We start from the raw sequence: 5,524 nt of genomic DNA, 5'->3' as shown, positions 1-5,524 counted from the left end.
GGCTCCTCGAACCGAGGAGACGGCGGAAAGGATTTTGGGATGCTGCTGCAATATGTTTCGGTGTTGCAGGGATTGCTGGCACCGGCTTTGCTGGTGATGACGCTGAACGTGATGCTCACCGTCGGCGAGGGGCGGGACAAGCCGCTGAGCGCGTATTGGCGGCTCGCGGGCTTCATCGTCGGCTTCTCCGGCGCGGTCGTGTTCGCCGCGCTGCGCGCGTCCGCAGTGATCACGCAGCGCACGTTCATCAACTATCCCACACTGTGGTGTTGCGTGGTCTTCGACGTCGCGGCGTTCGTCGTCATCCTCTTCGCGCGGCGCATCACCGCGCATTGGCATGACCACCGCGCATTGCTCGATGCGGCCAATGCGGTTGCGGCGCTGGCGATCGCGGCCGCCACCTTCCGCGCGTTGCCCGACGTGATCCTGAAGCTGACGATTTTCGTCGAACCGGGCGATCCGATATTCACCTCGTCCATGCTGCTGCGCGCGTTGGGATTCGCATTGGGCGCAGCCACCGCGGTCGTCGCGGCGCTGATCATCCGCACCATGCGCTCCACCGCCGTCCGCTGGTCGTTCACCATGGCCGCGTTGCTGCTGGTCGCATTGCTGTTCATATCGCATTTCATCGATCTCGCGCAGATCCTGCAGTCGAAACGCATCGTCAGCTTCCCCACGACGGCGTTCCTGCTGCTCGTCTGGGGCATCAACCATCAACGCGCCATCGCCATCGCGATGATCCTGGTCTTCGCGATTCCCGCCATCGCCAGCGTGGTGATGGGCTTCAAAGTCAAGCCGACAGGCGCGAACGAGGCGATCACGCGCTCCCATGTCGCGTTCCGCCGCCGCGCGAAGGCCGCCGGCGCGTGGAGCCTCGTCGCGATGATCGGCGTGACCGTCGCGCTCACCTACGGCGTCGCACAGACGCAGAAGGTGGTCACGCTTTCGCCGCCCGAACGGTATTCGCTGCATGACGGCGTCGCGACCATCGCATTCAGCCAGATCTCGGACGGCCATCTGCACCGCTTCCAATACAAGGCGAAGGACGGCACCGTCATGCGGTTCATCATCATCAAAAAGAACGGCGGCGCGTACGGCGTCGGCCTCGACGCGTGCGAGAACTGCGGCGATGCCGGCTATTACGAGAAGGACGGCAAGATCATCTGCAAGAAATGCGATGTCGCCATCAACCTCGCCACCATCGGCTTCAAGGGCGGATGCAACCCGATACCGTTCGACTATCAGGTCAAGCCGGGCAAAATCGTCATTCAGACATCCACGCTCGACGCATTGTCGAGCCACTTCCAGTGAGCGGAAAGGAGCCGATCCGTGTTCTTCCTGAAAATGATCCTCCGCTCGTTCAGCCGGCAGTTCAAACGTCGCCTGCTGATTGCCGTCACCGTATGCCTGTCGGCCACCGTCAGCGTGGCCATGCTCGGCGTGGTGTTCGATGTGGGCGACAAGCTCAACGCCGAACTGTCGACGTACGGGTCCAACATCGTCGTGCAGCCGAAGGCCGACGCGGTGGTGAACGACCTGTACAACACCACCGACGGCTCAGCCGGCTCATCGAGCGGAACCGACGAGGATTCCGCCGACCCTACCGCGTTCCTGAAGGAATCGGACGCGAAGAAGATCAAAACGATCTTCTGGGCGTTCAACATCACCAATTTCGCGCCGGAACTGAACATCCACGCCGACGCGGCATGCTCCGGATCCGCGGCCTCCAGCTGCAAGGCCACGAGCGTGCCGATCGTGGGCACATGGTTCGCGAAGACGCTGCACATGGATTCCGGCGAATCCACCGTCGCCGGCGTGAACGGCATGCGCTCATGGTGGAAGCTCGATGGCTCCTGGCCGAAGGACGATTCCGAACAGGCGATCGTCGGCGCCACACTCGCCTCGAAACTGGGATTGCACATCGGCGACACGTTGACGCTGGACAAGACCATTTCCACGGATTCCTCCGCGGGCGGACGTGAACGCAATCGCGTGAAAGTGACCATCACCGGCATCTACGAATCGGGCGATTCCGACGACAACGGCATCTACATGCCGTCCATCGTCGCGCAGACGCTGGCGAATCTTCCCGATTCCGTGGACAAGATCGAAGTGAAGGCGCTCACCACGCCCGACAACGACCTCGCGCGCAAAGCGGCGAAGAACCCGAACGCGCTCACGCAGGACGAATGGGAGACGTGGTATTGCACGGCGTACCCGTCGTCGATCGCCTACCAGATCGAAGAGGTGATTCCGGGAGCCGTGGCCAAGCAGGTGCGCCAGGTGGCCGCGTTGCAGGGCGACGTGCTCAACAAGACGCAGGCGGTGATGGTGCTCATGACCGCGCTTTCGTTGATCGCCGCGGCGATCGCGGTGGCGAACCTCATGGCCGCCTCGATCGGAGAACGCGGCGCGGAGCTGGCGTTGCTGAAGGCGATCGGCGCCACGGACGGGGCGGTGTCGCGGCTGATGCTCGCTGAAACGGCGTTGATCTCCCTGGTCGGCGCGCTGGTCGGCGCGTTGGCCGGTTCCGGCGTCGCCCAGCTTGTGGGACATATCGTGTTCGGTTCCGGCATCACGATGCGTCCGATGGTGTTCGTGCTGGTGTTCGTGCTGCTCGCCATCACCGTGCTCATCGCGTCGCTTTCATCGATTCGTTCGATTCTGGGACTTCGACCGGCGGAGGTGCTGCATGGAAGGTAAACGGAGAAATATGACCAATCGCGGAATGTTCCTCACCATGCTGTGGGGCGCGGTGTTCCGCCGCCGTTCGCGCGCGGTGATGGCGGTCGTCGCGTCGATGGTCGGCGCGGCCACGCTGTTCTGCCTGGCGGCGGTGTGCATCGCGGTGCCGCAGCAGATGAACGAGGAGATGCGCGCGTATGGCGCGAATCTGATCGTCACGCCATCCGACGCCGAACGGAAGACGCAGGGCATCGACGCGAAAGCCATGCGCGGGGTGACGGCGTTGGTGTCCGCCGGCCACAGCGCGAAATCGGCGGCATACCGGTATGAGAGCGTGCGCATCAATTCCGCGCCGTACACCATCGCCGGCGTGGACCCGCATGCCGTCAAGACGCTGAACCGCCACTGGAACGTGACGGGACGCTGGCCCAGCGCCGGCAATGTGATGATCGGCCGCGATGTGGCCGACGCGCTTGGCGCGAAGGTCGGCTCGCGAATCACGATCGGCTACCGCGCGTCCGATAACCGATCCTCGTCATCGTCCGGTCCGTCGGATGCTTCGACGTCCGAATCCGCCGAATCGGACGGGCAGGGCTCGAGCGAACAGGATTCGGACGGGCAGGGCTCGGACGAACAGACGGCCGGCGGTTCCGAAGGAAATGACGGGAAAACCACGGAAAACGGCCGCGTATCGTCCGACATCATGGACACCGACGGCACCGAATTCCGCGTCTCCGGCATCGTGGACACCGGCGGAAACGAGGACTCCATCGTATACGCGACCGCGGCGGATGTGACGGACCTCACCGGAACCAAACGCGGCGCCGACGTCGTCGAATATTCGGTGAACGCGATGGGCGACGACCTCGACGCCGTCATCTCCAGCATCAACGCCAATCCGAACACTGGCGTGAAGGCGCAGGCCGTCACCAAAATCACCTCGTCCGACACCCGCATCATCACCATGCTGCAAACGTTGTTCTGGATCGTTTCGATTGTTGTGCTCGTGCTGACGTTCGTGGGCGTGGGCACCACCATCAGCTCCATCGTGAGCCAGCGCCGCAACGAAATCGGCCTGCGCAAGGCGCTTGGCGCCTCGTCGCATGCCATCGGCACCGAATTCACCGTGGAATCAGCCATCTACGGCTTCGTCGGCGGACTGCTCGGCACGGCAATCGGCTATGCGCTCGCCCGTGTGCTGTGCGTCACGGTGTTCGACCGTGCGCTTGGTTTTAACTGGCCGCTGGGCGTGGCGTCGTTGGCGTTGAGCGTGCTCATCGCCGTGGTCGCGTCCATTCCGCCGGTCCGCCGTGCGACCCATATCGACCCCGCCATCGTTTTGAGGGAGGAATAACCCATGGATACCTTGCTTGAGCTCGACCACATTTCGAAGATCTACGGCGACCTGCACGCCGTGGACGATCTGAGTCTGACGGTGCCGCAGGGCGAATGGCTGGCGATCGTCGGCTCGTCCGGGTCCGGCAAAACCACGCTGATGAACATGATCGGATGCATGGACACGCCGTCGGAGGGATCCGTCTCCCTCGAAGGCCGCAGACTGGAGGATCTGAACGCCAGGCAGCTTGCGGACGTGCGCAAGAACATGATCGGCCTGGTGTTCCAGAAGTTCTATCTCGTGCCCCACCTGACGGCTGTGGAGAACGTGATGGTGGCGCAGTACTACCATTCCGTCGTTGACGAGCGGCAGGCGTTGGAGGCGTTGGAACGCGTCGGATTGAAGGATCGCGCGCATCACCTTCCCGGCCAGCTTTCCGGCGGCGAGCAGCAGCGCGTGTGCATCGCGCGTGCGCTGATCAACTGCCCGAAGCTGATTCTCGCCGACGAGCCGACCGGCAACCTTGACGAGAAGAACGAGAAGATCGTGCTCGACCTGTTCCGGCAGCTGCATGAGCAGGGCACGACGATCATCGTGGTGACGCATGACGCGCTGGTCGCCTCGTGCGCGCAGCGCGAGATCATGCTCAACCATGGCGTGCTGGTAGGCGAGCAATGGAACGACAAGGACGCCCAGCGCGCGTACGAGGCGGCGGGCGGCAAACCGGCACGCACCGGAGCCGCCGCGGAAGGCGCGCAGAACGGCGGTGTGGCAATCGCGTTCTCCGATCCGACGAAGGCCGCGAAAACCGGAGCTGCGGAATGATTCGGGAAAGTCGGACGGGGCGAAAGCACGCGCGGGAGCGGAATGGACAGAATGGAGTGGCGGTCATGGACGGCAAACAATCAAATGCGGTGAAGGTGATCGCGCTGACCGCGGCGAGCATCGCGTTGCTGTCGGCATGCGGCGAGACGACGGCCACGCCGATGGATGACGAATACGCCGGAAATTCCGGCGAAAGCGTGCAATCGCAGGAAAACAAGTCGAAAACCGAAGGCAAGGCCACGGACAACGAATCCAATGCGGACGGTTCCGTGAAAAACCACGCCGATGACGAATCATCCACGAAATCGGACAAACAGGATACCGGCAACTACGCGGACGGCGAGTATGCGGTCAACGGCCAGTATGGTCCGGTCGGCGAAGACACCATCGACGTGCATCTGACGGTCAAGGACCAGAAGGTGTCCGCCGTGAAGATCGTCGGCCATCCATTCACGTCCATTTCCAAAAAGCATCAGAACGATTTCGCCAAGGCCGTGCCGGACGCGGTGGTGGGAAAGCCGCTGAAGGATCTCAAAGTCGACAAGCTCGCCGGCGCCAGTTGGACCACCGAAGCGTTCAACAAGGCACTTGAGGTGGCCCGTCAGGAAGCTTCCATACAGTAGCGGTAAAGCCCGTCGGATTGGCCATATATCTCCCGCCGGATTGCCATGGGTTTCT

5 protein-coding genes are annotated in these 5,524 nt (G+C 62.8%); all 5 read left to right on the top strand.

Annotated elements, in window-relative coordinates; genetic code table 11:
* Positions 1–39 precede the first annotated feature (39 nt).
* The 5 genes from B3C64_RS01095 (at position 40) to B3C64_RS01075 (ending at position 5,469) form a co-directional block, all read left to right on the top strand.
* Positions 40–1,311, top strand: coding sequence for a DUF2318 domain-containing protein (locus B3C64_RS01095; RefSeq protein ID WP_291533137.1), 1,272 nt, complete (start codon positions 40–42; stop codon positions 1,309–1,311).
* Between the two features lie 18 nt (positions 1,312–1,329).
* Positions 1,330–2,703: an ABC transporter permease gene (locus tag B3C64_RS01090; protein WP_291533129.1), complete on the top strand. Its 1,374-nt coding sequence runs from the start codon at positions 1,330–1,332 to the stop codon at positions 2,701–2,703.
* 10 nt (positions 2,704–2,713) lie between these two features.
* Positions 2,714–4,039 carry an ABC transporter permease gene (locus B3C64_RS01085; protein ID WP_291533128.1) on the top strand — a complete coding sequence of 442 codons (1,326 nt, stop codon included), beginning with the start codon at positions 2,714–2,716 and terminating at the stop codon, positions 4,037–4,039.
* Between the two features lie 3 nt (positions 4,040–4,042).
* Positions 4,043–4,846 carry an ABC transporter ATP-binding protein gene (locus tag B3C64_RS01080; RefSeq protein ID WP_291533126.1) on the top strand — a complete coding sequence of 268 codons (804 nt, stop codon included), beginning with the start codon at positions 4,043–4,045 and terminating at the stop codon, positions 4,844–4,846.
* 65 nt (positions 4,847–4,911) lie between these two features.
* Positions 4,912–5,469, top strand: a complete 558-nt coding sequence (locus tag B3C64_RS01075) for an FMN-binding protein (protein ID WP_291533124.1) — start codon at positions 4,912–4,914, stop codon at positions 5,467–5,469.
* The last annotated feature ends 55 nt before the right edge of the window (positions 5,470–5,524 follow it).

The organism is Bifidobacterium sp. UBA6881, assembly GCA_002451435.1.
Taxonomy (GTDB): Bacteria; Actinomycetota; Actinomycetes; order Actinomycetales; family Bifidobacteriaceae; genus Bifidobacterium.
The sequence above is the reverse complement of the archived record's forward strand: the minus strand, read 5'-3'. Positions and strand labels throughout refer to the sequence as shown.